18 protein-coding genes, 1 tRNA gene and 3 rRNA genes are annotated in these 24,056 nt (G+C 49.0%); 7 read left to right on the top strand and 15 right to left on the bottom strand.

Translation table 11 applies throughout. From position 1 onward, the window contains the following. Positions 1-51 precede the first annotated feature (51 nt). Both H9I35_RS08175 and H9I35_RS08170 read left to right on the top strand, forming a co-directional pair. Positions 52-717, top strand: coding sequence for a pentapeptide repeat-containing protein (locus H9I35_RS08175; RefSeq protein WP_187418924.1), 666 nt, complete (start codon positions 52-54; stop codon positions 715-717). Then, complete coding sequence (locus H9I35_RS08170; protein ID WP_187418923.1) at positions 714-1,265, top strand: MBL fold metallo-hydrolase; 552 nt, start codon at positions 714-716, stop codon at positions 1,263-1,265. Before H9I35_RS08175 ends, H9I35_RS08170 begins: the two co-directional genes overlap by 4 nt. On the opposite strand, the gene H9I35_RS08165 is transcribed toward H9I35_RS08170, so the two are convergent. Then, positions 1,255-3,084, bottom strand: a complete 1,830-nt coding sequence (locus H9I35_RS08165) for a hypothetical protein (protein ID WP_187418922.1) — start codon at positions 3,082-3,084, stop codon at positions 1,255-1,257. The two genes, H9I35_RS08170 and H9I35_RS08165, sit on opposite strands and share 11 nt — an antisense overlap. A 45-nt stretch (positions 3,085-3,129) precedes the next feature. Between H9I35_RS08165 and H9I35_RS08160 the strand changes: the two genes are divergently transcribed. Then, complete coding sequence (locus tag H9I35_RS08160; protein WP_187418921.1) at positions 3,130-3,801, top strand: hypothetical protein; 672 nt, start codon at positions 3,130-3,132, stop codon at positions 3,799-3,801. 116 nt (positions 3,802-3,917) lie between these two features. Here H9I35_RS08160 and rrf read toward each other — a convergent pair. From rrf to H9I35_RS08125, 7 genes are all read right to left on the bottom strand, one after another. Further along, positions 3,918-4,029: ribosomal RNA gene (rrf, locus tag H9I35_RS08155) — 5S ribosomal RNA — on the bottom strand. Positions 4,030-4,173: 144 nt separating this feature from the next. After that, positions 4,174-7,115, bottom strand: a 23S ribosomal RNA gene (locus H9I35_RS08150). 246 nt (positions 7,116-7,361) lie between these two features. Then, positions 7,362-7,435 (bottom strand) — tRNA-Ile (locus tag H9I35_RS08145). 144 nt (positions 7,436-7,579) lie between these two features. After that, a 16S ribosomal RNA gene (locus H9I35_RS08140) occupies positions 7,580-9,116 on the bottom strand. Together the 16S, 23S and 5S rRNA genes with 1 tRNA gene alongside form the textbook arrangement of a ribosomal RNA operon. Before the next feature lie 618 nt (positions 9,117-9,734). Further along, positions 9,735-10,559 carry a cytidylate kinase-like family protein gene (locus tag H9I35_RS08135; protein WP_187418920.1) on the bottom strand — a complete coding sequence of 275 codons (825 nt, stop codon included), beginning with the start codon at positions 10,557-10,559 and terminating at the stop codon, positions 9,735-9,737. A gap of 32 nt (positions 10,560-10,591) precedes the next feature. Next, the gene (locus tag H9I35_RS08130; RefSeq protein WP_187418919.1) at positions 10,592-10,948 is read right to left on the bottom strand and encodes a helix-turn-helix transcriptional regulator; all 357 of its coding nucleotides are present in this window, start codon (positions 10,946-10,948) and stop codon (positions 10,592-10,594) included. Next, positions 10,911-11,207: a hypothetical protein gene (locus H9I35_RS08125; protein ID WP_252722630.1), complete on the bottom strand. Its 297-nt coding sequence runs from the start codon at positions 11,205-11,207 to the stop codon at positions 10,911-10,913. Before H9I35_RS08125 ends, H9I35_RS08130 begins: the two co-directional genes overlap by 38 nt. A gap of 233 nt (positions 11,208-11,440) precedes the next feature. Here H9I35_RS08125 and H9I35_RS08120 point away from each other — a divergent pair, with 233 nt between their 5' ends. Next, entirely contained in the window at positions 11,441-12,001 is a 561-nt protein-coding gene (locus H9I35_RS08120; protein ID WP_187418918.1) for an NUDIX hydrolase, read from the top strand. A 155-nt stretch (positions 12,002-12,156) separates the two neighbouring features. On the opposite strand, the gene H9I35_RS08115 is transcribed toward H9I35_RS08120, so the two are convergent. The 6 genes from H9I35_RS08115 to H9I35_RS08090 form a co-directional block, all read right to left on the bottom strand. Then, positions 12,157-12,855, bottom strand: a complete 699-nt coding sequence (locus tag H9I35_RS08115; protein ID WP_016521084.1) for a LysM peptidoglycan-binding domain-containing protein — start codon at positions 12,853-12,855, stop codon at positions 12,157-12,159. Beyond that, complete coding sequence (locus H9I35_RS08110) at positions 12,852-13,823, bottom strand: hypothetical protein (RefSeq protein ID WP_187418917.1); 972 nt, start codon at positions 13,821-13,823, stop codon at positions 12,852-12,854. Before H9I35_RS08110 ends, H9I35_RS08115 begins: the two co-directional genes overlap by 4 nt. Before the next feature lie 112 nt (positions 13,824-13,935). Next, positions 13,936-14,781, bottom strand: a complete 846-nt coding sequence (locus H9I35_RS08105) for a carbohydrate ABC transporter permease (RefSeq protein WP_187418916.1) — start codon at positions 14,779-14,781, stop codon at positions 13,936-13,938. A gap of 88 nt (positions 14,782-14,869) precedes the next feature. After that, positions 14,870-15,745 carry a carbohydrate ABC transporter permease gene (locus tag H9I35_RS08100; protein WP_187418915.1) on the bottom strand — a complete coding sequence of 292 codons (876 nt, stop codon included), beginning with the start codon at positions 15,743-15,745 and terminating at the stop codon, positions 14,870-14,872. Positions 15,746-15,800: 55 nt separating this feature from the next. Continuing rightward, positions 15,801-17,117, bottom strand: coding sequence for an extracellular solute-binding protein (locus tag H9I35_RS08095; protein WP_187418914.1), 1,317 nt, complete (start codon positions 17,115-17,117; stop codon positions 15,801-15,803). Positions 17,118-17,228: 111 nt separating this feature from the next. Further along, the gene (locus tag H9I35_RS08090; RefSeq protein ID WP_187418913.1) at positions 17,229-18,614 is read right to left on the bottom strand and encodes a GH1 family beta-glucosidase; all 1,386 of its coding nucleotides are present in this window, start codon (positions 18,612-18,614) and stop codon (positions 17,229-17,231) included. 330 nt (positions 18,615-18,944) lie between these two features. On the opposite strand from H9I35_RS08090, the gene H9I35_RS08085 reads away from it, so the two are divergent. Genes H9I35_RS08085 through H9I35_RS08075 form a run of 3 tightly spaced genes read left to right on the top strand, consistent with a single transcriptional unit; the run spans position 18,945 to position 22,393 of the window. After that, positions 18,945-20,552 carry a cache domain-containing sensor histidine kinase gene (locus H9I35_RS08085; RefSeq protein ID WP_187418912.1) on the top strand — a complete coding sequence of 536 codons (1,608 nt, stop codon included), beginning with the start codon at positions 18,945-18,947 and terminating at the stop codon, positions 20,550-20,552. Positions 20,553-20,564: 12 nt separating this feature from the next. Next, positions 20,565-21,332 carry a response regulator transcription factor gene (locus H9I35_RS08080; protein WP_187418911.1) on the top strand — a complete coding sequence of 256 codons (768 nt, stop codon included), beginning with the start codon at positions 20,565-20,567 and terminating at the stop codon, positions 21,330-21,332. A gap of 53 nt (positions 21,333-21,385) precedes the next feature. Then, the gene (locus H9I35_RS08075) at positions 21,386-22,393 is read left to right on the top strand and encodes a glycoside hydrolase family 130 protein (protein ID WP_187418910.1); all 1,008 of its coding nucleotides are present in this window, start codon (positions 21,386-21,388) and stop codon (positions 22,391-22,393) included. A gap of 44 nt (positions 22,394-22,437) precedes the next feature. On the opposite strand, the gene hutH is transcribed toward H9I35_RS08075, so the two are convergent. Continuing rightward, complete coding sequence (gene hutH / locus H9I35_RS08070; protein WP_187418909.1) at positions 22,438-24,018, bottom strand: HAL/PAL/TAL family ammonia-lyase; 1,581 nt, start codon at positions 24,016-24,018, stop codon at positions 22,438-22,440. Positions 24,019-24,056 lie beyond the last annotated feature (38 nt).

The raw sequence follows: 24,056 nt of genomic DNA, 5'->3' as shown, positions 1-24,056 counted from the left end.
AATCGATTGTAAACGTTTGACTAAACAAACGCAATAGCGTACGATAAAACCATGTTTACGCTGAACAAGTGCCTCGTTCACTCGTGCAAAAATCTTTCGCTCTCCGTTTTCGATAAAACGAACGGTATGACCGAAGAACGCGGATACTGTCTCAATCACACGCCCGATCCCGGACGCGCAAAGGAATCGATTTACGATTATATTAAAACGCACGACGTCATAGTCGGTTTAAACGCCGCAGGTATTATGTTCCGCGATATCGACCTATCGAACAAGCGATTTTACGGCTGCAATTTTCAGCACTGTACGTTTATCGGTCTCCGCTCGGAAAGTTTGCTCGGTAAACTGTGCATGTTCGATTTTGCAACCTTCGCCGACTGCATGCTCCCGGGCTCCGCAATGCAGTTTACGTCGTTCGCCTGCTGTACGTTTTCACACACGATATTTACCGGCAGCGACATGGTGCAAAACAATTTCAACGGCGTACAGGCTTTTCAATCATCGTTCGACGATTCGGACTTGTACAATTCGCGCTTTATCGGCGCGCGCCTCGTCGACACGTCGATCAGAAATTGTAATATCAAAAATACGCTTTTTCTCGAATGCGTGTGCGAAAACGTTTCAATGAAAATGTCGAATACGAGGGAAGCCGTTTTCGACCGCAAAGGCAGCGAACTTTTTCAGGGAATCGCTCCGAAGATGAGAGGCGGTATATGAAAATATATTTTCACCTCAACATCGGCGGATTTTCAAACTGTTACATTATCGAAAACGAATTGACTAAAGAAGCGATCATCATCGATCCCGGAAAAATCACGGACGATATCATCAAACGCATCGAAGACGAATCGTACAAACTCGCAGGCGTCTTTATCACGCATAACCACGGAAGTCATGTGCACGGATTAAAAGCGCTGCGCAAAATATATACGCCCGCCGTCTATGCAGCCGACTGGGAAGTCGCGGGAAACGACACGCACGTCATCACGGGCGACGGAAAAATCCGCATCGCGGGTCTTACGGTGCGCTACATGGCGCTGCCCGGTCACACCGCCGATTCCATGATTTACAAAATCGGCAACGTCCTCTTTACCGGCGACAGCCTCTCTGCCGGAAAAATCGGAAGCACGAACAGCAGCTATTCGGATTTCGTGCTTCGGAAAAACATCGAACAAAAAATACTGTCGGAAAACGATGCGACCGTCATCATGCCGGGACACGGACCGCCGACCTGCGTCGGTGCGGAGCGCATGTTCATCGTATGAGCCATACGCGGCCGCACGAAAGCCCCCAGTTGTCGAACGCGTATTCGTCGAATACTTTTGCCGCATCTTCAAACGGAATACCGCGGGTTTGCCGTACGTGCGCTGCAAGTTTGGGAATCTCTTTTTGTACCGACGTCCAATTCGCGAGATTGACAAAATATGCGGCGACGGAGGAAACGTTTTGCTGCATGATGTACGCCATAAATTCGTTATGCACGAGATATTCGTCATTTAAATCGTAGTTGAGATTCGGATGCAAATGCCAATAGCCCTCTAAAAAATCGCGCGAAGCTTCATCCGTCGTATAAAAAACGGCGGCCGTGGCGTTGCGAAAATTTTCATCGGTAAAAAAAATACCGTGCCAGCCTTCGTGCGCGATATAGCGATTGCGAAGCCATTCGGGCGATTCCTGCGAAATCGAAATGAGAGCTCCCCGTCCTGCCGTATACGCCGTACCGTCGGCGACGATCACTCCGTTCGCAAGCAGGATATCGCGCAAAAGAAGTTCCCGCTCATTGAGAGGAAAATCATCCGCTTTTGTTTTTGTAAAAAACGCTGCAAGAGAAGAGGCATTGTAATCGTGCGCATTAAAACCGTGCATGCTTTCGAGCTCTTCATCGGTAAGGAGCGTACCGCGATAGCCCATCTTTTCGGAAAAAAACGCGAGCCGCTTAAAAAAATCGTTTTGCACGGCGAAGTCTTTCGTATCGATAATAAGTACGCCGGGAAATCTATCCCATTCGAAAAGTTCGTAATCGCCCGTGCGCCACTTCGCCCGCGGCCAAGAAACGATCAATCCCGGATCGGTTTTAAAAGGAGCAAAAATTTTTCCGCCCGCATTCAATTCGTTTTTGACATCGCTCCGCGTCATCATGAGAACGGGCATATTATCGATTTTATCGCGGCAGGAAACCGTCGAAAAAGGATTTACAAGAGCCGCCGTCGGTATATCGTATGCGTACGTTTTATTTCCGGAACCCGACACCCGTGTTTTATCCGTACGAAAAATTGTTAATTTTTCACCACCCGCATTCAGCTCCGTCTTTACGGGATTTTGCGCCGTACCCCAATCATCCGGCGCGTAAAACGCCGCAACGATCTTCGGCATAACGGCCGTGTCCGTGTTCTGCATAGGGAAGACAAGCGATGCGCCGGAAAAGTCCGCTTCATCGGGCGACTCATGCATCACGCCGCCGTTCGGCGCAAAGGCAAAGAGGGGCACGGAAGCGCTTTTATCCCAGCCTATCGCCCCGCTTCGAATTTCCGCTGCGATAATCGAAGCCGGAGCGGCCGAGTACACGAAAAAACCGCACGGTATGCTTTTACCGTTTTTCATTTCGTCTTTTCCGATCGAAAATGCGAGAGCGAATTCCGAAAGCTCCTGCACCACAAGGCTTGCAAGCGGGCGCCTTTCGATCTCCTTTCGCAGCCTGCCTCGAAACGTAAAATCGTCGGCAAATAAAAAACCGAGCATAAACGCTTTATCCGCGCCCGCCGCCTCATCGTGCACAATCCGCATGCGCACCGAAAGAGAAGCATCGCCGAAGCGTTGAATATACGAATCGAGCAGCCGCTGCTGTTCATCCGTAAATCGATAATACGCGTAACCCGGCCGCGCCTTTTTGGATTTCGCATTTGCGTTCAATGCCGTAAGTTTCAACACAGGCGCTTGCATCTCTTCGGGAAAAACGAGTGAAAGCGAAGAAGTTTTCGACAGATATTTTTTTGCAAGCAGACCGATATCGCACGCGAGCAATACGGTAAGCACGCTTAAAAGAATTTTTTGCTTTATTGTTAATTTTTTAAAAAAAGACATCATCGGGCAATACTACATTTTTTTTATAAAAATAGCTATACTGCCCTTATGTTCGCCGTTATACCCCATCCGACGGAAGCTCTCATCCTGTCGCGCACGCAAAAAGCAACGCTTTCGCATCTTAATGCCGAGTCGGGAACACATTGCTGGATTCCGCTCTTTCCGCTGTGGGCTTTTTTTAATAATTTCGATTACCTCGCTGCTGAAAGCGATACGATCATGCAAGCAGGCGGCAATGCGAATACGGCATTCGACGCGATACGGCTGAAAACGATACGGGATACGATCTCATCCTTTACGATCGGTACTCCCGAAGTTTCAAACGGAGAATTTTTTTTTTCCGCAATATTGCGATTTCGAAACGGCAAAGCCGCCTGCGGAAAAATACTCGCCGGGAAAAAATACGGCGATAAAGCCGAAGCTCCGCTGCATACCGAAAAAAAAACGGATGATGAAGCGGAATCGCCCCGCGCGGCCGAAAACGGACACAATTCATTCGCCGGCTTTCCCTATTCCTGCAGCGTATTCAGGATCGCGGATGCGGAAATCGGCGAGAGCGAAAGCGCAAACGATGAAAAGGCAGCGGATAAAATTGCCGACAAATGCACGGAAGACATATCTGCACATTCCGGCGATACGGACGATGCGGAACTTCGTACGTGGCGCGTACACACATCTCTTTGGGTAAAGAAGGAAGGATATAGAAAAAACCGCAAATGACGCTTCAAACACCAGTTATGGAAATTAATAATAATTCGGGTATAGTGAAAATCTTATCCTGCATATATCGAGTAACAAGATTATTAATTTCGAGCAGTTGGTTTGTAAAAAAAAGAGCCCGGCAGCTACCTACTTTCCCGCTAGATAAGCAGTATCATCGGCGCAAGGGAGCTTGACTTCCGTGTTCGGAATGGGAACGGGTATTTCCTCCCCGCCATGGCCACCGGGCAATAATTGCCGTACAAAAAGAAAAAGGAAGAAGGGGCAGGCATCTCAAAACATTTTACGCCTTCAATCACCTGCCGTCGTTTCACACGAGCTCTTATGTGCTCGTAAGTATAGCGTTTCGCGCATAGGCACGGGAACGATAATATGGTCAAGCCTCACGACCTATTAGTACTGCTCGGCTGTGCACGTCGCCGTGCCTGCACCTGCAGCCTATCAACCGGATAGTGTCTCCGGGGTCTTTAGGAGGGTTATACCCTCAGGGATGTCTCATCTTGAGGCGGGCTTCCCGCTTAGATGCTTTCAGCGGTTATCCCTTCCGAACGTAGCCACCCGGCACTTACCCTTGGCAGGATAACCGGTATACCAGAGGTTCGTCCGCTTCGGTCCTCTCGTACTAAAAGCAGCTCCTCTCAAACATCCTCCGCCCGTAACAGATAGGGACCGAACTGTCTCGCGACGTTCTGAACCCAGCTCACGTACCGCTTTAATTGGCGAACAGCCAAACCCTTGGGACCTGCTCCAGCCCCAGGATGCGATGAGCCGACATCGAGGTGCCAAACTTTCCCGTCGATGTGAACTCTTGGGGAAAATCAGCCTGTTATCCCCGGAGTACCTTTTATCCGTTAAGTGACGGCGCTTCCACTTGCAACCGCCAGATCACTAAGACCTGCTTTCGCACCTGCTCGTGATGTCTCACTCGCAGTCAAGCCTCCTTGTGCCTTTACACTCGTACGATGATTTCCAACCACCGCGAGGAGACCTTCGCGCGCCTCCGTTACCCTTTAGGAGGCGACCGCCCCAGTCAAACCGCCCGCCAATCACTGTCCCCCATCCGGCTTCACGGACCGGAGTTAGAAATCCCATCCGCCAGGGCCGGTATTTCACCAACGGCTCCACGCACGCTAACGCGCACGCTTCATAGCCTCCCGGCTATCCTACACATGGCGGATAGAATCCCAGTGATAAGCTGCGGTGAAGGTTCACGGGGTCTTTCCGTCTAATTACGGGTATCCGGCTTCTTTACCGGAATATAAGTTTCACCGAGTCCCGCGTTGAGACAGCGCCCAGAATCGTTACACCATTCGTGCGGGTCGGAACTTACCCGACAAGGAATTTCGCTACCTTAGGACCGTTATAGTTACGGCCGCCGTTTGCCGGGGCTTCGGTTCGGAGCTTCGCATTGCTGCTAACCCCTCCCCTTAACCTTCCGGTACCGGGCAGGTGTCACCACCTATACGTCCCATTACTGGTTCGCAGATGGCTGTGTTTTTGATAAACAGTCGCCTGGGCCTGCTTTCTGCCGCTCACATCCTTATCAGCGTGAGCCACACTTCTTCCGAAGTTACGTGTGCTTTTTGCCGAGTTCCTTAACGCGGGGTCGCTCGTGCGCCTTAGATTACTCATCCTGCCTGCGTGTGTCCGTTTCCGGTACGGTCCGACTCAGCCTACCTTTAGACAGTATTTCCCGGCACCTTGATTACGTCCGCTTCGCTTCGCCTGCGCTCCGCTCCCCGTAACAGCTCAGCTCAAGAGCTCTTTTATCCGCCCTCTCAACACCTCACTGCTTGGACAGGAACTACCGTTCTCCTGCCGGATTTCACCTCATGCGTCCTGCCTTCAAAACTGAGCCGGGTATCGGATTTTGAACCGATTTCCCATCGACTACGACTTTCGTCCTCGCCTTAGGGGCCGACTTACCCCGGGCAGATTGCCTTTACCCGGGAATCCTCAGGCTTTCGGCGGACGGGAATCTCACCCGTCTTTTCGTTACTTGTGCCTGCATTCTCTCTTCCGCTTCCTCCAGCGCCCCTCACAGGTACGCCTTCTCCGGTTAGCGCAATGCTCCCCTACCGCCCGCATCACAAGATGCGGACCCGCGGCTTCGGTATAACGCTTAGCCCCGTTACATTGTCTGCGCACGCCTGCTCGACCAGTGAGCTGTTACGCACTCTTTTAAGGAATGGCTGCTTCTAAGCCAACCTCCTGGCTGTCTGTGCAGACGCACCTCATTTCACACTGAGCGTTATTTTGGGACCTTTGCCGACGGTCCGGGCTGTTTCCCTCTCGACTATGAACCTTGGAGCACACAGTCTCACTCCCATGCGTTGGCGGATGGCATTCTGAGTTCGATTGGTGTCGGTAGACTGTGACGCCCCCTATCCCATCCGGTGCTTTACCTCCTTCCGCTTTGCATGAGGCTGTCCCTAAAGGCATTTCGGGGAGAGCCAGCTATTTCCAGGTTTGTTTAGCCTTTCACTCCTAATCACAGGTCATCACTACCTTTTTTAACAGATTACTGTTCGGCCCTCCAACAGGTTTCACCCTGCCTTCAGCCTGCCCATAATTAGATCACCTTGGCTTCGGGTCTGCGTCACGCGACTTTTCGCACTTTTCACACTCGCTTTCGCTCCGGCTCCGGATCTTCCAACCCTTAGCCTCGCCGCGCAACGCAACTCGCAGGTTTATTCTACAAAAGACACGCCACAACTCTTGCGAGCCGTGACATCTTGTCGATCTGTGGTTTCAGGTTCTCTTTCACTCCCCTCACCGGGGTTCTTTTCGCCTTTCCCTCACGGTACTGCTGCACTGTCGGTAGCTGTCTCGTATTTAGCCTTGGATCGTGGTCGACCCGGATTCAGACTGGGTTTCTCGTGCCCCGCCCTACTTAGGTACCGCGCCATGGAGTCCGATCCTTTTCGCTTACGCGGCTTTCACGCTGTCTCGCGCGCCTTTCCAGCCGCTTCTGCTAAAAATCGGTTTTTTCCTAACTCCACGGGTCATCCCCGTGCGGCCCTGCAACACCCTATAAAGGGTTTAGGCTCCTGCGCGTTCGCTCGCCGCTACTTGCGCAATCTCTTTTGATTTCTCTTCCCGCGTTACTTAGATGGTTCACTTCACGCAGTCTCGCTCCGCCGCAGTATCTTCTTCCCGCGCGCGGTGTATGCCTTACGACATACGGGTTACCCCATTCGGCTATCTGCGGATCTAAGGATGTTTGCTCCTCCCCGCAGCTTTTCGCAGCTTACCGCGGCCTTCTTCGCCGGACAGCTCCCAGGCATCCGCCACAGACCTATTCTTGCTTGACCATATTCTCTTTCCCGCGCTTTAAGCTTCCAACCGCTCAAACGCTCAAACCTTCTTCCCTTCCCTATATTTTCAAAGAGCATGGGGCTGTTCAAAAACTTCAGTTTTTGAACAGCTTCCTTGATGTACTATGCGACGTTTAAAATTAAGTCATTACAATATAAAAACTTAATTTTAAACTCGACGGGCTGTCGAAAAAGTAACCGACTTTTGAGACAGCCCCCTCACGTCTGTCCTTTATTTAAATCTGGGACAGAATAGAGTTGAACTATTGACCCCCGCCTTATCAGAGCGGTGCTCTAACCAACTGAGCTACTGTCCCGTATTTGATAATAGCCGCACTTGCTTACTGATCAAGGGGCACAGGGAAAGAAAGAAAGCGAAAACTGTTCAAAAACCGATACGGCTCGAACAGCCTGACACATGCGGTTTGCGCGCGTACACTGCGCGCTCCTCTTCCCTTGGAAAAGGAGGTGATCCAGCCGCACCTTCCGGTACGACTACCTTGTTACGACTTCACCCCCCTCACAAAGCGTACCTTCGACAGCGTCCCCCTTGCGGTTGGACTGCCGGCTTCGGGTACCCCCTGCTCGGATGGTGTGACGGGCGGTGTGTACAAGGCCCGGGAACGTATTCACCGCGCCGTGCTGATGTGCGGTTACTAGCGATTCCAGCTTCATGAAGTCGAGTTTCAGACTTCAATCCGGACTACGACCGCTTTTCTGCGTTCTGCTCCGCCTCTCGGCTTCGCTCCGCTCTGTGGCGGCCATTGTAGCACGTGTGTAGCCCTGGACATAAGGGCCATGATGACTTGACGTCGTCCCCGCCTTCCTCCTGCTTGTCGCAGGCAGTTCCGCCTGAGTCCTCAGCTCTACCTGTTAGTAACCGGCAGTAGGGGTTGCGCTCGTTGCGGGACTTAACCCAACACCTCACGGCACGAGCTGACGACAGCCATGCAGCACCTGTTCACAGCCGTATTGCTACGCTCACATATCTCTATATGATCGCTGTGTATGTCAAACCCAGGTAAGGTTCCTCGCGTACCATCGAATTAAACCACATGCTCCACCGCTTGTGCGGGCCCCCGTCAATTCCTTTGAGTTTCACCCTTGCGGGCATACTCCCCAGGCGGTACACTTATCGCGTTTGCTTCGGCACGCACGCTCTTGCGCACACGCCCAGTGTACATCGTTGACTGTGCGGACTACCAGGGTATCTAATCCTGTTTGCTCCCCGCACCTTCGCACCTCAGCGTCAGTCGTCCGCCGGTATCCTGCCTTCGCCATCGGTGTTCTTCCGCATATCTACAGATTTCACCCCTTCACACGGAATTCCGGATACCCTTCGGCAACTCTAGCTCGCCAGTTCTCAATATAGCTCCGGAGTTGAGCCCCGGTATTTCTTACCAAGCTTGGCGACCCGCCTGCATGCCCTTTACGCCCAATAATTCCGAACAACGCTCGCACCTTACGTGTTACCGCGGCTGCTGGCACGTAATTAGCCGGTGCTTATTCCTGCCCTACCGTCACCGTGTCGGCATTTCCTCCAACACTTATTCCTCGGACAGAAAAGAACTTTACAACCTTCCGGCCTTCTTCGTTCACGCGGCGTCGCTCCGTCAGGGTTTCCCCCATTGCGGAATATTCTTACCTGCTGCCTCCCGTAGGAGTCTGGGCCGTATCTCAGTCCCAATGTGTCCGTCCGCCCTCTCAGGCCGGATACCCGTCCTCGCCACGGCGGGCCATTACCCCGCCGTCTAGCTGATGGGCCGCAGACCGATCCCGTCGCGGAGCCGAAGCTCCTTTCCCGCTGTCTACCTTCCGTAAACAGTGATCTATCCGGTATCACCCTCTATTTCTACAGGCTGTCCCGGTCAGCGGGGTACGTTATCCACGTGTTACTCACCAGTCCGCCGCTCTCGGCATTGCTGCCTGCCGCTCGACTTGCATGGTTAAGACGCGCCGCCAGCGTTCGTTCTGAGCCAGGATCAAACTCTCCATCATTATGTTCCCGGATTGCTCCGGGTCTAATTTCGTTCGTTTGTCCCCGCTTCCTTTTTGCTCTCGCTTAAGTTTAGTTCGGGAGACTTTTGTGTCTCCGCATGCGTCTTGCTTTCTTTCCTTCCCTTTGCCTGTCAAACAGCGCACCTGCGGTTTTCGCGGGTAGCTTGTAATTTACCGCTTTTTCCCCTTGTGTGTCAAGTACTTCCTACCGCTTTTTTCAAACCTTTTTTCACTACCCCACACACCCGCCGGCACTCGCACCCTGCCCCCAAATGCAGCTTGAAAACACCGCGCAGCCCGCGCAAAAACCCTATTCTCTCAGACGACGAGTCCGTCTTCCACAGCGTTTGCACGACACATAGACGCGGCCGCACAGGCAATATGTACTGCAAACAATGAGCGCGCGAATAAAATCACCTTTCGAAAATTTATTAATTATTAATATAGCTTTCCGCCTTTTTCATCATCGCTTTTACGGTCTTTTTCCAATCCGCCGCAAACCACTGCGGAGTTCGAGGGAGAGATCGCGAACGGAAATTATATCGCGCCGATAAAAAACTTCCCAAAAGAAACGAAGTATTGTTTTTCCAATCGCAAAACCGCAGCTTTAATTGAAAATCATTTCGGGTGCGCTTTAAAATCCTGAACGATGCTAACACGGGATTTCACATCGTATCCGGGCATTTCTTTTTTTGCAAGCGCGACGGCTTGTTCGACTACGGCGGATGAATCCGCAACACCGCGCAATACGATCATACCGCCTTCGATTTCGGCATGTAAAAATTCGATATTGACTTTATGCGTAAACACCAGCGTATTGACAAGTTTCTGCGCCGAAAGAAGCGTTTTTATCTTTTCCGTTCCCAGTACATCGCGTTCGGGAGAAATATGAGATCCAACGAAATCGGCAATAAACAATCCCGCTTCTTCCGTTCCGACAAGTCCCGTGTTCAGCACAAAATGAAAATGCGTCGGATCGGCGATATCGACATTGAAAAAACTTTTATGAAAGCCGCTTCTGTCTTTATCGCTCTCATCAATTTTTTGTTGCGCCTGTTTCGATGTACATGCAAATTCATTTTGAAGCCGCTGCAACCTGACCGAATCTTCGGCAACAAGACGAAACGAAACGACATTAGGAACACCTTCCAATATAATGTAGGCGCCGCGCCCTATAAGCACGCAGTTGTTTTGACTTGCGGCTTCGAGAACCGCAGTCTGCAGATAGTGCAGATATTCGTCACGGTCTTTAACAAGAGCTGCAAAAAATCCCGGTTTTTTTTCATCATATTTGCCGAGTTTTTCGGGCGAAAATCCGAGCTGCACGATACGCTTTTCAAGTTCATCTTTTCGGATAAACTTAAAGTTAAGTTTTTCCGCTGCAACGCTCGCAATCTCATCGCCGAACGTTGCAAGCTGCCGAGAAATTGCAACAATAGCCATACGCACCTCCCATTCCTATCATTATTATAAAACTATAAAAAATTTTGATACTTTGTTTTGAATATTTCTCCAAGTTTTCGCGCCATACGAGGACTTATCGTTCTGTGTCCCGTTTCCATCCCGGAAACATGTTGTGCAGGAATGCCTAATTTTTTTGCCAAAGCCGCTTGCGTCAGATTATCGCGATAGCGAAACAACCTCAACGTCTTTTGAGGTGTCCGATCCTTCACAATATTTTTATACCATTCGGTTTCAGCTATTTCGACATACGCTTCATCATCGTCTTCTTCAACCATAGCGTGCGGATAGCGTGTTTTGACAAACGTGAGTAAGTCTTGCGGTATATCACCTTCAATTTTTATAGGGGGCGTTTTCACGACTACCTGCATAATATACCTCCAGTTCGATTCCTTTTACCGTTTCTTTCCAACAGGCAACCCAATGATATGATAAATGACAGTGGTATTTATTTTTTCCGAGCGCACTGAAATTGGGCCAGCCTTTTTGTATCGGTCCGGTTTCCTGCAGATCTTCCAATAAATATGAAAACAATTCTTGTTCTTTTTCCGGCATTTTCAAAATCGTTTTCAGTATTTTTTTCTTTTGTATTACCCGATACATTATCCGCCTATTCGGTATTATAACCATATAATGGTTATATCGTCAAGGTTTTTATCCGAACGTGATTTCATATTTTTTCTCTTCGCGTATCGATACTGCAAACCGTCAGACAACCGCAGTCTTTTCGATAATCCGAATACACGCTTTTATAATTTCTCTAAATACAGTATAACTCAAGATAACCTAAAAATAAAGGAATTTATTTTACAAGGTGAATACAAAATAAATTTTATACATTAATATTATGGGAGTGATCGGATATGAATGCTGACGACAGCGCGCTTATTTGGCAGGAAAACGGAAAACGCGTATTATTAAAAACACCGGTATTTACGGTAACCGAAACGGACAGTGTTGCATCCGACGGACAAAAAGGAAACTACATGGTCATCGAACCGGGACACGATTGGGCGATCGTCGTACCGGTACACGGAAGTAAATTTTTGATGGTAAAACAATGGCGGCATGCCGAATGCGTGCTGAGCATCGAATTCCCCGGCGGGGTCATGGACGAAGGAGAAACGCCCGAACAGGCTGCTGCGCGGGAGCTGCTCGAAGAAACGGGACACACGGCAGGACGGCTGACTTACCTCGGAACGATGAGTCCCAATCCCGCGCTCATGTCGAATCACGTACATTTTTTCGCTGCGGAAGATTTGACGAATATCCACGAACAGCATCTGGATAAAGACGAATACGTGCAATACCTCGAACTCGATCAACGGGAAGTAATCGACGGTCTCGGCACAAAAAAAGAATATTCACACGCGCTCATGGCAGCGGCCGTCGCACTCTATCAGCGGCAAAAAGAAAAAGCGTAAAAACAAACGAAATATTTTTAACAATACGCGGTAAGGAAAATTTCAAAACAGAAGTTTAAACAATTTTATTTCCGAATTATTAAATGCGATAAAAAAAATCCGGCCGGTGTACAAACGCACATCGACCGGATCACATTTAAACGCCGGACGCGGAATCATCGCGCGACGTTGTACGGATCGTAAGCCTTCGCAGGATCGTAGACGCCGGCACGGATTTCACCGCTCAAGCTCGGAATCTGCATCTTCATGCCGGGCAAAATCAAATTCGGATCCTCGGGACGCGGGATATTCGTCTTGTTCGCCTGATACAGGTTTTCCCACAAAAGGGGATTATTGTAGATATACGGACGCCCCGAAATATTCCAAAAGCAATCCTTCGTATCCGCCCACGGACGGACGACATAGAATTCGGGAAGCGGAGTTACTTCGCGCACACCGTCAAGCAAGGCGACCGATTCGCGCGCATAATTTGCCGCAGCTTTATAATCTTCGCCTTTATAAGCTTTTTCAGCACCGGAATATTTATTTTGCGCAGCGGTAAACGCCATGGGGAAATTTTTATCCGCATCGATGCTCTTCGCCCACGCAATTTTATTTTGCGCAATTTTCATTTCATCGTCGGCCGCTTTTTTTGCGAGCATCATATCGATGTACGCACGGGAAAGCGCCGCATTTTCTTCGGCTTTTTTCGAAAGCTCGATCGATTCGTCGTATCTGCCCGCATTGAGCGCGGCTTGAGCTTGGCGCGTATACTCATCGGCGAGCTTTTGATACGTATTGTTTTTGTAACTTACGGCAAACGCAACCGTTCCGGCAAACGCAATCGAAGCGATGATAATTAATAATTTTTTCATTTTGCAGCCTCCGTATCGCTGACCGTTTCAGGAACCGCTTGTGCGGCCTTCGAGGGATCGTCGTAGGTTTCGCTCTTAAGCAGAACCGCGTTTTCGTCTTCGATGCCTTTGATATTGCTGCCCGAAAGCGGCGCATCTTTATCCGCCTGCACTGCATATTCCGAAGTTGCGGCAACTTTCGCTTTCGCCTCTTCGATGGCTTTCTGTGCAGCCGCGCGCTTTTCGGAAATATCGGCATAGAGTTTTTCAAAGGTTTTGCGTGCGTCGCCGTAATGTTTCAACGCATTTTCGGCGTCCTGCTGCGCATAGCTCGTGTCTCCGCTGCGGAAATCCGCAACGCCGTCGTCGTACGCTTTCTTTTGCGCGACCGCCGCATAAACGCTGTCCGCATTGCGCTTTGCATTGAATGCCGCCGTACGTTCTTCGCGCGCACGCATTCTAAATGCATTCTGCAAGGCCGTACCGAGCGACGCATAAGCTGTGTGCGCATGCTCATAAAGCTTTGCACCTGCCGCCGCTTTATCCGCCGAAAGATTTTCGGCTTCTTTCAAGGCATTCGCACCCTTGTTGTAATTCGTCTTATCGTAAGATTGAAAGCCGAGTTCATCGATGCGCTTTTTAAGTGCAGCTGCTTTCGTGTACTCTTCAAGCGCACGATACCGTGCCGTCACGTCGGCAAGTTCAACCGTCACGTTTTCGCCGGCCCTGCTCCGCTTCATAAGTTCGTTGTAGCGTGCATCCGTATCGTTAAATTGATCGGGCGCCGCTTTATCGGCTCCCGCTTTAACGGCGGCACGGCGCGCGTTTTCTGCCGCATCAAGAGCGGCGGAATTGTCGGTTGCAACCGGTACGGTCACAGCGGGCTGTTCTACCGCAGGTGTATCCGGTTTTGTGTTTTGCTTCGTGGATTTACATGACGCAAACCCGAATGCCAGCGCAGCGCCGAAAAAAATTATATACTTTTTCACGTTCTGCCTCCATAATCTTCATTGGTAAATTGTCAAGTATCGACAATACATCAGTATTATTATACCGTATTCACGGTACTTCCGCAACGAAGCGGGCGAGGACGATCGGTGATCAGCCTTTTACCGCTCCTGCAGTCATGCCGTTTATTACCTGATTTTGCAAAAGGATATATAAAGCGAACGTCGGAATCGTCGCTATGACGAGAGCCGCCATAAGACCTGCATAGTCGGCCGTATATGCGCCTAAAAAATTATACAAGCCGAGGGGCAGCGTTTTTTTCGCTTCCGAATTGATAAACACGAGGGCAAAGCTGAATTCCTTCCAATTATTAAGAAATGAAAGGATTATCACCGTCGCGATCGTCGGATGCGCCATGGGCATCACAATGGTGAAAAAAATACGCGGCACGGAAGCGCCGTCTATAAGCGCCGCTTCGATTATCGAATCGGGAAACGCCTGCATAAAACTTTCAAGCAGGAATATTGCAAGGGGTAAAGCAAATGCGGTGTACACGATTATGAGCGATTTGAGGGTATTGAGCAAATGCAAATTTTTCATTTGCGAAAACAGCGGTACAAGTACGGCTTGAAGCGGGATCAGCATGCCGATCGTAAAAAGCATCATGATGACATGACGCCCTCGGAATTTGAATTTCGCGAGTACGTATGCCGCCATCGAACCGACAATCACGACAAAAACAATGGATACGATCGTGACAAAAACGCTGTTAAAAAAATATTTTCCGATATTTGCGGTATTCCACGCATTTATGTAATTTTCAAAATGGAGCTTTTTGGGCAAAGCGATCGAAGACTGAATGATTTCCGGATTCGATTTAAATGACGAATAGAGCATCCAGACGAGAGGAAACAAAGTGGTAAACGCCAACAGAGACAGGATAACATATCGAATGGCGGTAATAAAAATACTCACGGCACGTCTTTTTTCCGTATTCATAAATTGTTGATCCTCCATAAAAAAATGCGGCAAAGACACGGAGCGCTGCCGTCTCTCGGACTTTCGTGCGCCGCCGAAAAACAGCGCATTACGCTTCTTTTTTCCGCAAAAGAAATACTCTGCTTGTCAATATCAGAATAAGACTGATAACGCATATAGCCAAGGAAACCGCACTTCCGTAGCCGTACTGATACACGGTAAAAGTTTTGTTGTACATATACGTGGCCATAACTTCCGTTGCATGGGCGGGGCCGCCTTGTGTCATAGTATAAATCAAATCGAACGTACGCATGCTCCCTGAAATACAAAGAATAGCCGAAGCCGCAATACTGCTCCGGAGCAAAGGCAGTCTGATTTTAACAAGTTTTACAAACTCGGAAGCGCCGTCTATATCCGCCGCCTCTATAAGTTCTTTTGAAATATTTTGAAGCGCCGCAAGAAAAATTATCATATACAATCCGACGCACTGCCACAGTATGACGACGCACAGAGTATAAATGGCTATGCGGGTATCGCCGAGCCAATCGGGCATATCGGCGATGCCGAGCATCGTATAGACAGTACGAATAATGCCTACCTGTGAATTGAGAATCGTCGACCAAAGCAGTCCCACAACCACGGTTGAAAGAATCATCGGAATAAAAAAAGAAGTTCTGTAAAAGCCCGCGCCTCGAATCTTGCCGTCCAGAACTACGGCTGCGAGGATCCCCAGGGGGATCTGTCCCAACAGGGAAAAGAGCAAAACGAGCATATTATTGCCGAGCGATTTCCAAAAAATAAGATCGGAAAATAATTTTTTAAAATTATCGAAACCTAAAAACACCGGAGCGGAAAGACCGTTCCATTGATAAAAGCTGAAAACGAACGATCTGAATATCGGAAAAATTACAAAGGGAATATAAAAAAGCAAAGAGGGAAGCAATCCCCATACAATATATTTTTTGCCGTCTTTTATGGAATCCATAATGTACCTCGGACAACCGGCAGCCGGCAAAACCGCCGGCTGCGTGAAAAAGATATCAGCGAATTGTCGCCTGCAGCTGTTTGGCCACATCCATAGGCTGCATAGTTCGGAGCATAATACCCTGCAAACCGTTATTGATAATTTCCGTCTGTTCGGAATTCAACGCCGAATCGTATACCGTTACGAGCGGGTGAGCCTTCATGAGCTCCACGGTTTGTGCGTACAGAGTATCGACCGATGCAGTATCAAGCTTGACCGATCGTGAAGAAACGGGAATATAATACTGCGTATACATAACCTGCGCATCGGCATTTGTCAAAAACACGATAAGCTTTTTCAAAGCGGCTTTTTGTGCCGCGGTCGTCTTTTTGTTGATTGCAATGCCCGTACTGCTGACGCCCGTCATAACAGAGGGATCTCCCTTTCCTCCGCTGAAAGCGGGGAAAACCGTTATACCGATATTCGCCTTAAAATCGGCAGGCGTATTTTTAATAATATCGGGCAGTACCCATGAGCCCTGGATCATCATAGCCGCTTCGCCGCGGTAAAAATAATTGCGCATCTGAACGTCGTCGATACTGTTGTAGTCTTTATTGAAAGCGCCCATGTCGGCAAGCTGTCTCATCGTATCAAGTGCGCTGATAAATTGACTGTCGGTAAATTTCGCATTTTTTCCCGCAAGGACATTATCGAGCCATTCCGACCCCGTCCAGCGGTTTGCTACGACGCTGAATATTTCCGACTGTGCCGGCCATTTCGCTTTATTGCCGAGCGTGATCGGGATGATCCCGTTCTTTTTGAAAACATCGATCGCAGTCTTCAGCTCTTCCCACGTTTCGGGTACCTTTACATTGTATTTATTAAAAATCGCCTTATTGTAAAAAAGCTCCGATGTCAGCGATACTCCGAGGCCGGCGGAATACGTTTTTCCGTTGAACGTGAATTCCTGCAGGGCGCGCGGCAAAAGGCTGTCTCTCCACACTTTGTCGCTTTCAAGCAGATCGTTTATATCTGCAAGAAGTCCTGCCGATGAAAATTCTTTCGTCATGGAATTCGGCCAGATGAGAAATCCGTCCGGAAGCTCTCCGGCTGCTGCAAGCGTTTTAAGCTTCGTTTGATATTGATCGCGCGGGATTTTCTGTTCATCGACTTCAATATCCGGGTTCGCGGCTTTAAAATCCGCCATGCGCTTTGCCATAAATTCGGCCCTTTGATCCGCCCCTACAAACGAATGCCATACGGAAATTTTTACTTTTTGTCCGTTTGTGCCGGCACCCGCAGCATCGTTCGTTCCGAATGCGAAAAGCGGCAAAGCGGCTCCGAATACGACTGCCGCCTGCAAACAAATACTTACAATCTTTTTCCTGAACATAGTTCCTCCTGCCGAAAATAATTATCCGGCATCTTTATTGTAAACGTTTTACACGGGCTGAATATCCGATAATTCTTCGAAAATATCCGCATTTCTTTGAAAAGCCGCAGCTCAGTTCTCCAAAAAATTTTTATACCAGATACCGCTCTTTTTCCAATAACGCTGCTGTGTTTTATAATCCACTTTAAAGAGACCGAATTTATTCGAATACCCTCTCGCCCATTCGTAATTATCAAGCAGCGACCACACGTAATAGGCATGTACGCGGCAGCCGGCGTCAATCGCTTCGGAAATATTTTGTATATGATTTTTAATAAAATCGACTCTGTCGTCATCGGCGACCGTTTCTCCGTAAACGGGATCGGCCGTCATTTTCGCATCTTCAAAGGCCGCACCGTTTTCGGTAATTTGCACCGGAGGATTACCGCAATCGTCTCTGATCCGAATGAGCAGATCTTTTAATCCTTCCGGCCAGACTTCCCAGCCGATCGCCGTATACGGAGCCCCTGCCGGTTTCGTTTCAACATAGGGAAGTACGGGATGAAGGACATCCGGACCCGAAAGCTCATCGGCCCGCGCTTTGCGTATCACTTTTCTGAAATAATAATTGACTCCTAAAAAATCGGTCTTTTGCGCGGTTATATATGAAAGATCGTTTTGCTGTACCGGAGGCGCCGCATACACCGATTCGAATTTTTCATACATGTCGGAAGGATAGGAAGCTTTGTACAGAGGATCGAGAAACCACCTGTTTTGAAACGAATCGGCAAGACGGGCACATGCCGCATCGTCTTCCGAATCGGATGCGGGAACACAGGGGTACAGGTTGAGCACGGCACCGACGTGCGCATCTTTTCCGTGCGGCGAATTCCGCAATACTTCGACGGCACGCGCGTGCGACAATAAAAGGTGATGAGAAACCGCCGTCGCGACAGCAATGTTTTTTATACCGGGTGCATGCCGCCCCTGCAAATTTCCGGCAAACGAAGCGACCCACGGTTCGTTATGGGTAAACCAATGATGCACTCTGTCGCCGAAGCGTTTATATGCAAGCTCCGCATATTCCGCAAATCTCTCCACGATATCTCTGTTCGCCCATCCGCCGAAATCCTGAAGTCCCTGCGGCAAATCCCAGTGATAGAGCGTAACGGCAGGCTCTATGCCTTTTTCCAACAGGCAATCTATGACGCGGTTATAAAAATCGATGCCCGCTTCATTGACGGCACCGTATCCCTGCGGCATAATACGCGACCACGCAAGCGAAAACCGATACGTATTGACACCCAATCGCTTTAACAATTCAAAATCGTTTTTATATAAATGATAATGATCACAGGCGATATCGCCCGTTTCGCCGTTCGCCGTTTTTCCGGGAATATGACTGAACGTATCCCAGATCGAGGGCCCCCTGCCGTCTTCCTTTACCGCGCCTTCGATTTGATATGAAGCGGTTGCCGCTCCCCATAAAAATTTTTCAGAAAGATCGCTTCGTTGCATACTGCCTCCCGTTTTCGGTATCGTATAGGGCATACGTAATGCGCCGCCGATATTCGGCACGCTTCCTTTTCAGTGTATTTTATACGGTCGTATAAATCAAGAGCAAAAATACCGTCGGCAATTTTCAGATAATTTTCCGAGAAATCTACTTTAACCGGAAAAGCCGTGATATAATATATTCGTCTTTAAGGCTACCGTATGAAAACCGTCCGCAATAAATTGCTTATTTTATACATATCGACCTGCTCTGTTTTTTTCATATTAACAGGAACAACATCGTATATTTGGACAAGAAAAAATATAATCGATAAAGTCAGCGAATCGACAATTATGAATCTTTCACTGATCGACAAAAACATAGAAGCCCTTTTCAATTCCGTTCATGATATTTCCCTGTTTCTCATAGCAAATAATAATGTGCGCGCGTTTCTCCGACTCGAAAAAGAATCGGCGCCGGAATTTCCGCTGCTGCGCAATACGGTAAACGATGACCTTGCCAATTTGACGGCCGCACAATCGGAGATACTTTCCGTCAATATATACGGAGCAAACGGTTTTTCAAATTACGAAAGCACGGGCACTTCGGCCGCCCAATCCGCGCATATACCTTTTACGGCACCCCTGATCCCGGACAGCGGAGAAGCCGTCGTATCTTCGGCGTATATCCGGAATTATCAAACGCTCGGGAATCGTTATGTTATCTCGTTTTACCGGAAACTGCGCGATCCGCATTCGCTGTCCCGCACGGACGGATTTTTGCGTATCGATATCGACGCACAAAAATCTGCGTCATTGTTTATCCGGCAAAATCACGCTTCGCGCGCATACGGTTTCATTTGCGATCAAAGCGGACGTATAATCCTCCATTCCGATCCGGATATATGCGGGCAAACCGTAAGCAAAAAAGGTGTTTATAAACGTCTTTTTACCGACGATGTCGGTTTTTTCAGAAATATGATAGACGGGACAAGCTGCCTTATAACGCATTATACGTCCCCCCGCGGAATTCTTGTAAGCGTTTATCCATTCAATGAAATTCTCAGGGAATCCGCCGTTACAGGAACGACAACCGTATCGCTGCTGTTTGTTTTTGCGATAGGCGCGGCGGCGCTTTTCATCGGACAACTTACGGCGGCATTTACATCTCCGCTGGAATCTCTGGCTGAAAGTATGCAGCGCGTAGAGCGCGGAGAATTCGGCATAGAAATAAAAAACATATCCGACGATGAAATAGGCATTCTCACAAAACAATTCAATAAAATGAGCGTACATATACGCACGCTCATCAAAGAAGTTTATGAAATCAAACTTGCCAAAAAAGAAGCCGAACTGAAAGCGCTGCAAGCACAGATCAATCCTCATTTTTTGTACAATACCCTCGATGCGGTATATTGGCTTGCAAAAATAGAGTCTGCCCCGAAAACGGCCAAATCCGTGTACGCACTCTCCCGTCTCTTCAAGCTCGGTTTAAACGGCGGTCAAACGGTTTCGACGATAGGGACAGAAGTCGAATATCTGAAAAATTATCTTGAGATAGTGTCGATCCGGCACGATACCCCGCTCAACGTTGCCGTCGATATCGATCCGGAACTGTACGGATGTATTTCGACACATCTCATGCTGCAGCCGCTTGTCGAAAACGCGATCATACACGGAATAGCCGAATCGAACAGACCCGGACGCATAGTTGTAAAAGGAGAAAAAAAACGCAAAAATATTATTATCACCGTATCCGACAACGGAGTCGGCATGAGCAGAGAACGCTGCCGTACGGTACTGCGGACAAGCGTGAGCCGTGATCGGAGTTTCGGGATCAGAAACGTACACGAAAGTATTAAACTGCGTTTCGGCGACGCTTACGGTCTCAAGATCCGAAGCGAACCGGAAAAAGGCACTACGGTTTTTATAAAATTTCCGTATATGCCGACACTGTCTTGAGGAAAAGAAAACATGATGATACCTGTCGTAATAGCCGAAGATGAAAAACAGATCCGGGACGGTATTGTAAAGATTATTCCGTGGCATGATTTAGGTTTCGAAGTGAAAGGTGCGGTGTCCAACGGCACCGAAGCTCTCGACCTGCTCAGGACGATCGGCGACGAGTCTTTGCTTATAACCGATATCCGTATGCCGAAGATGGACGGTATATCGCTGCTGAAAGCGGTCAGAAAAGAAGAACTTCCGGTAAAAGTATTGATAATCAGCGGCTATGACGATTTTGCATACGCGCGTGAAGTGATAAAATACGGCGGTGCCGATTATCTTATTAAACCCGTCAGTGAAGAAGAACTGGAAAAAGCGCTGGGAGATATAAAAAAAGCGTTTGAAAGCGAAAACGAAAAAAAACTCCTGCCTTCTTTACGGCTGCCGCAAGACAAAACGACGGTTATGGACGATACATTCATGCACACGATCGAATCTTACGTATACAAAAATTATCAGCATGCCATTTCGATCGCCGATGTTTCAAATCTTGTAAATCTCAGTGAAAATTATTTCAGCCATTTATTTAAACAGCTTTCGGGGGAAACTTTTACGCATTATTTGAATAAAGTCCGCATATCGAAATCGTGCCGTCTTTTGGAAAAAGGCAATCTGAAAATATATGAAATCGCCGAGCAAGTAGGATTTACAAATTACAAATATTTTAATAGTATCTTCAAGAAGATAACCGGTCAGTCGCCGACAAAATACAAATCGGCAATCCGTGAAATATAGATCGTCGGTTAAAATACGCCGATTTCATCCTGTCGTAATTTAAGGAGAAAAAGATGAACCTGATCCGCTGTAAAGAAAATCCGATCGTCGTTCCGGGGCAATTTCCGTGGAGAAAAGCCGCAGTCTTCAACCCCGCCGTCATATTGCACAACGGAGAATTTTATATGATTGAACGCGCGGCGGGACAGCTGCGCCCCTTCAACTGTTACTTCGGTCTGCAAAAGAGTACGGACGGCGTACATTTTACTCCCGTCCAGGACGAACCCGTCATAACGTCGTCTTCACTCGGATTTCCTTACGGAAGCATCCAAGATCCGCGGATCGTAAAAATCGACGACACGTTTTATCTGACCTATGCGCTGCGGCCGTCTTCTTACGGATACAGCCCGACAGGAACGGGAAAACCCGATGAAATATCGTATGATTATCCGGGCGAGCACGGAAAACCCGAAAGTTTTATGACCCGCTCCGGCATTATGGAAAGCAGCGATCTCCTGCATTTTCGCCAAGTAGCGTATACGACCCCCTTTGAAATCAATGACCGCGATAACGTATTGTTTCCCGAAAAAATCGGCGGCAAATTCGTTCTTCTCCGCCGGCCCGAAGAATATATCGGCAAAGAATACGGTACCGACAAGCCGAGTATTTGGATAAGCTATTCCGACGATCTGAAAGAATGGAGCGCGCCGGAGCTGCTGGCGACCCCTTGCGGAGATTGGGATTCCAAAAAAGTCGGCGCATCCGCACCTCCGATCAAAACGGAAGCGGGATGGCTTTTGCTCTTTCACGGCGTAGACGAAAAAAATATTTACCGGTGCGGTGCAATGATGCTCGATAAAAACGATCCTTCGAAAGTCATCGCGCGCGCACAAAATTATATTTTGGAACCGCAGGAATATTATGAACGCTTCGGTCTTTACATCCCGAACGTCGTGTTTCCGACGGCAGCCGTAAACAAAGACGGGCTTCTCTACATTTATTACGGATGCTGCGATACGGCCATAAGCTTGGCAACGGTCCCGCTCGACGAGCTTGTCGATTTCGTCATGACCGGAAAATAAAGCGCCGAGCTTACGATCCTCCGCGGGATGCGGTACCCGCGCATTTACTCAAAGAGCTCAGTCTCCTCGAGCCAGCGTGCGACTTTTTCCGCATCTTCATCGAGCCGCCTGTCGTCCACGAGCGGAGCGGAGACGGCGCGGACTTCGGCATGCACTCGCTGCGTAAATTCGCTAAACTCCGAAGCTCCGATTAAATCGGCGGCTTGGCATACTGCGAGTATGTGCACGGCGTATTGCAGATAGATGAGATCGATTTGGTCGCGCAGTTTCCGTGCCGAAATCGTACCCATGGAAACTTTATCCTGATTGAGCGCTTCCGTCGGACTTGACTGAATACTCATCGCCGTACAGCAATGCTGCACTTCCGCACGGATCGCCGACATCGTGATCTGCGCCGCTTTAAAGCCGAAGCGCAGTCCCGCGCGTTCATCGGTATCGTCGGTAAAGGGGATCAGGTTTTCCGTGAGATTGTTGAATTTTCCGTCGATGATGATCTCCGCCTGTTTGTCCGCCAAATCGCTGATATTTGCAAGCGCGATGCGCAGGTAATCGCAGGCGGCGCAAATATGTCCGCCGTAAAAATTGCCTGTATTATAAAGTTCTTCCGTATCGACGTTGACGAGCGGATTGTCGTTTGCGGAGTTGATCTCTTCTTCGATCCACTGCCCGGCAATCCGAAGCGTGTCGCGCAGGACACCGTTTATCTGCGGAGCGCAGCGAATGGAATAGCGGTCCTGAATTTTGACAAAACGCTTTTCAAACTGCGCATCGCCGATAGAGCCGATACGTTCGAGCAGGTTTTCGTATCGATACACGCGTTTCGAGTTTTTTACGATATCGTAAATATAGCCTGCGCTTTCGATCTGTCCCGCGTGATTTTTCATCTCCGCGACTTTTTTTCGGAAGGGCACTTCGTTGCCGCGTACGATCTCCGCAGTCGCTGCGGTGACGAAATCGCAGATGTTCGCAAGCCTCCGCGCGCGCTTCCACGAAAGGGAGGCGACGGCCGTCATCACCGACGTACCGTTCATGATCGCAAGTCCTTCTTTCGCCGCAAGCGGAAGAGGGGCGATTCCTTCGGCTTTGAGCGCGTCGATCGCCGGAACGATTTTCCCTTTGTAATACGCTTCGCGCTCTCCCATAACGACGGCAGCCACATAGGATAGCGGCGTCAAATCACCCGATGCGCCGACCGATCCCAGTTCGGGGATCACGGGGACGATATCTTTGTCGAGCAGGGTTTTGAGCCTTTCGGCGAGGACGACTCTGATCGCCGAATGCCCGCCTTTTACGTCGGAGTTCAATCGGCACAGTACGACGGCGCGTCCTTCTTCATGCGAAAACTTTTTACCGAGTCCGATGCCGTGAAAATGCACAATGGACTTTTGCAGCTCTTCCGCGCGGGAAGGATTGATTTGATTTCCGCACGAATCGCCGAAACCTGTCGTTACTCCGTATGTCGGAAAGCCCTTTGCGATATAATCTTCAAGAAATTTGCGCGATCGACGGAGCTTTTCGAAAAACTCATCGTTTTCCGGAAATGAAACCGCAGTTTTACCGTATGCGACGGCACACACATCGTCGATCGAGAGATGCTCTCCGTCAATCGTTATCGTTTTCATCATTGTATTCCCTTGTTTGAATTACTGTATAACATATCGCG

The organism is Treponema sp. Marseille-Q4132 (genome assembly GCF_014334835.1).
GTDB classification, from domain to species: domain Bacteria; phylum Spirochaetota; class Spirochaetia; order Treponematales; family Treponemataceae; genus Treponema_D; species Treponema_D paredis.
Note: the sequence above shows the minus strand (reverse complement) of the source record. Positions and strands in the feature narration are given on the sequence as shown.